The following is a 4,092-nucleotide window of genomic DNA, read 5'->3' as shown; positions in this document are numbered from 1 at the left end:
CGGCCGGGTGGACCGCCGTGCGCGACGTCGGGCCCCGCCGGGGCATGCCGCGCAGCGCGGCGCGCGACCGCCGCAGGGCCGCCGCGCCCTCGGCGGGGCGTTTGAGGGCGTACAGGGTGGAGCTGAGCTGGACGAGGGCCCGCACCTCGGCGGCGCGGTCCCCGTTCCGCCGGGCGATCGTCACGGACTCGTGGTGGGCCGCGAGGGCCTCGCGGTGCTGTTCGGCGGGCAGGGCCCGGCCGAGGCTACCCAGTGCGGCGCCGAGCGCGGACGCCTCGTCCGTGTCGCGGGCGGCCTGCACCGCCCGGGTGAGGACGTCGACGGCCTCCTCGCGGCGCTCCAGCGAGGTCAGCGCCGCCCCGAGGTCGGTCAGCGTCCGGGACAGCTCCGCCTGGTCGTGGCTGCGGGTGTGGAAGGCCGCCACCGGTTCGAGCGCGGCGACCTGCTGGGCCGGCCGGTCGAGGGTGCGCAGGGCTTCAGCGGCTTCGCCGAGCACCCCGTACCCGGCGAGCTCGTCCCCCAGGTCGAGCAGCCGTTCGGCGGCGTCGCGGAAGAACTCCAGCGCGTCCTGCGACGCGTCGCCGTGGTGCAGCGCCCTGGCGGTGAGGCCGAGCGTGACCGCGTGCTCGTGCTGGTCGTCGAGGCTGCGGAAGGCGTCGAAGGCGATGCCGAGGACGGCGGCCGCCTCGGTCGGCCGCCCCAGCAGATCGAGGGCGACCAGGCCGAGGTGGCGCAGGGCGACGGCGCTGCGCTGCTGGTCGCCGTCGGCCTCCGCGAGCTGCCGGGCCCGCCCGAGCTCCTTGGCGGCGGCCGGTCCGCTCCCCCGCGCGGCCAGCGCCAGCCCGGTGTGCAGGACGGCGGTGTACTCGGTCTGCCGGTCGCCGAGCCGGCGGGCGAACGCGGAGGCGCGCCGGCCCTCCCGGACGGCGACGCCGTACCGGCCGAGGCCGGTCCAGGCCGGGCAGAGTCCGGTCAGCGCGGTCATCGCCAGGGCCCAGTTCCTGGTCCGACGGGCCTCCAGGGCCGCCTCGTGGTGGGCCGTCATCGCGTCCTGGTAGCGGCCCTGGGCGCAGCGGGCCCGCCCGAGCCTGCAGAGCGCGGCCATCTCCGCGGGGCGGTCGCCGTGTTCGCGGGCGACGGCGAGGGTGGTCTCGGCCGCCTGGACCAGGTCGTCGAGGTGGTGGCCGTGTGCGAGGAACGGTTCGATGGCCGTCGCGAGGTCGACGGCGGCCGCAAGGGCGGTCGCGCGCTCGGCGGTGGTCGCCGGGCGGCCGGGCCCGGGTGCCCGGCGCAGCAGGGCCATCAGGTTGCGGTGCTCGGCGTCCAGCCAGGCCAGCGCCTGCGCCCGGTCGGCGAAGACGAAGGCGCCGGCGCCGGTGCCGTCGGGACCGGTGTCGGGGCGCAGGCGGGCGCAGGCCGCGCGGGCGGTGGCCAGGTAGTGGTCGGCCAGGCGGCCGAGGGCCTCCGGCTCCTGCGTCTCCGAGGGGTCGGCGGGGACGGCGGGGCTCCAGCGGGGTGCGGGACCGGTCCGGTGGACCAGGGCGGCCCGGTGGAGGGCGTCGAGGTCGGCCGCGGTGGCGGCGTCGGGGGTGTCGGCGAGGCGGGCGGCCGCCTCGGTGGACAGGTCGGGGCCGGGGTTGAGGTCGAGCAGCCGCACCAGCCGGGCCTGCCGGTCGGTCAGTCCGGCGAGGGCGAGGCGGTGGACGGCGTCGCGGTGCTGTCCTGCGGTGTCCGCGCCGGTGACCCCTGTGACCCCGGTGGCGCTGGTGGCGCTGGCGAGCCCGGTGGCACCGCGGGTGGTCGGGCGGAGTTCGCGGGCGGTCTCCGTGAGGGGCCGGCCGGTCCGGGCCGCGGTGGTCGCGGCGAGCCGCACGGCCGACGGGAGGCGTCGGCAGGCCTCGGCGAGCCGGCGGGCGGCCGGATCGTCGGACACGGGCGCGGACATGGACACGGACACTGGCGCGGACTCGGTGGACGCGGCGGACGCGGTCCCGGCGCCCGCGGCGGGGTGTGCGTGGCGGTGCAGGATCCGCCGGACGAGGTCGCTCGCGTCCCCGATCGGGAGGGCGTCCAGCGGGTACGCGGTGCCGGGGTGGCCGGTGGCGCTGCGGGCCGTGACCAGGACGCCGGCGGTGCCCCGGGCGGGGAGCAGCGGTCTGAGCTGGTCGGCCGTGGCGTCGTCGAGCAGGAGCAGCAGGCGGCGGCCGTGCGCGGCGTACGCGGCGAGGGCGGTGTGCAGCAGGGCGGCGCGTTCGCCGTGGTCGGCGGGGATCAGGGCGGGTGGCAGGCCGAGGGTGCGCAGCAGGGTGTCGAGCGCCCGGGCGGGTTCGACGCGGTGGCGGTCCGAGGAGCCGTGCAGGCGGGTGGCGAGGATCCCGCCCGGGAAGTGGTCGGCGGTGTCCGGGGCGTGGCAGAGCCGCCGGGCCAGCTCGGTCTTTCCGGTACCGGCCGGGCCGGTGAGGGTGAGCGGCGGTGCGGTGGGCTCCGCCAGGGCGGCCCGGGCGGCGGCGAGCTCGCCGTCCCGGCCGGTGAAGTCCGGGTCGGGCCGGGTCCAGGACGGCGGCTCGACGGTGGCGGGGAGGCGCAGGGCGAAGCGTCTGCCTCCGACGTGGCCGTGGCACGGTACGCCCTCGCGTTCCCGGCCGGTCCGGGACCAGTCCGATGTGTCCATCCACGCCCCCAGCAGTCCGCTACGATCAGCCCAAATGTAGTGATTCATTGCCGACTTGACGCTATGTCAGATTCTCCGTCGGGCCCGTCGGCGGGATCCGGCGGCCGTCCCCCGACCAATACCCAGCTGAGATGAACGCACCCTCGAACACCCTTCATTTCCGCGAGGGCCATTCCTCCTGTCGTCCTGACATCAGGACCGCGGGCGGGCGGGTGCGCGATACTGGATCCCCACCCTGCCGCCCCTGCCGATGCGGAGTCGCGATGCCGCCCCTCGCCGAGCTGATCAGAGTCGACCGGTCCAGCCCGATCCCGCTCTACTTCCAGGTCGCCGAGCGGCTGGAGGCGCTGATCACCTCGGGCGAGCTGCCCGCCGGGGCGCGGCTGGACAACGAGGTCTCGCTGGCCGGGGAGCTGGGCCTGTCCCGGCCGACCATGCGGCAGGCGATCCAGCACCTGGTGGACAAGGGGCTGCTGGTCCGCAAGCGCGGGGTCGGCACCCAGGTGGTGCACACCCGGGTGCGCCGGCAGGTCGAGCTGACCAGCCTGCACGACGACCTGGTCCGCGACCACCGCAGACCGCGCACCGAGGTGCTGCGGCTGGCCCGGGTGGAGGCCGCCGAGGAGGTGGCGGCCGCGCTGCAGGTGGCCCCGGGTGCGCCGGTGTGGGAGCTGGAGCGGCTGCGCTTCGCGGACGGGGAGCCGCTGGCCCTGCTGCGCAACCACCTGCCGGTCGGCCTGTGCCCGCTGAGCGAGGAGACGCTGTCGCGCAGCGGGCTGTACGAGGAGTTGCGCGCGGCGGGGGTGCGGCTGGGCGCGGCCGAGCAGTCGATCGGCGCCCGGCGGGCGTCCGCGGCCGAGGCGCGGCTGCTGGGCGAGAGCCGGGGGGCGCCGCTGCTGACCATGCGGCGTACGGCGTACGACGTGCAGGGCCGTCCGGTGGAGCACGGGAGCCATCTGTACCGGCCCACGCTCTACTCGTTCGAGTGCACCCTGCTGGCTCGCTGACCGACTGTCACCAGTGCTGTCCCCGTTGCCCGTAGACGGGCGGCGGGTGCTCCGTGCGCAGTGCGAAATCGACGCAAAAGCGCCTCAATATGACCGGTCAGTATGTCTTGACATACTGACCTACCAATACCAATCTTGTGGCACTCGAGCGCCCCATCCGTAGCGCCGCCCGACCCTCGCGGCGCCGACGCACCATCAGGCCGACCACGCACCACCGCTGGACCACCGCCCGGACCACCGCTGGACCACCGCTGGAACCCTGACCGCCCGGGACCGTCCCGGCCCGACCGACCCACGTTCGAGCCATCCCCGGACGCCGCTCCGTCGAACCCTCCTTCACCGGCCCGCGCCCAGCCGCGCGCCGTATCCCACCCTCGGAGGCAGTGCCATGACCCACCCGCGGACCCCCGACGC

At 76.4% G+C, this 4,092-nt stretch carries 2 protein-coding genes; one reads left to right on the top strand and one right to left on the bottom strand.

What is annotated here, in order from left to right; translation table 11 throughout:
• Positions 1 to 2,671 (bottom strand): AAA family ATPase (locus AA75_RS43750; protein WP_033826140.1); only part of this gene is annotated, 2,671 nt, incomplete at its 3' end.
• Between the two features lie 263 nt (positions 2,672 to 2,934).
• Here AA75_RS43750 and AA75_RS43745 point away from each other — a divergent pair.
• Entirely contained in the window at positions 2,935 to 3,678 is a 744-nt protein-coding gene (locus AA75_RS43745) for a GntR family transcriptional regulator (RefSeq protein ID WP_033826139.1), read from the top strand.
• Positions 3,679 to 4,092: the final 414 nt, after the last annotated feature.

Origin of the sequence: Kitasatospora sp. MBT63, assembly GCF_000710465.2 — a bacterium.
Lineage (GTDB): Bacteria > Actinomycetota > Actinomycetes > Streptomycetales > Streptomycetaceae > Kitasatospora.
Note: the sequence above shows the minus strand (reverse complement) of the source record. Positions and strands in the feature narration are given on the sequence as shown.

Excerpts from the sequence above, each read along its gene's own strand:
- AA75_RS43745 (WP_033826139.1), top strand. The coding sequence starts at position 2,935 with ATGCCGCCCCTCGCCGAGCTGATCAGAGTCGACCGGTCCAGCCCGATC.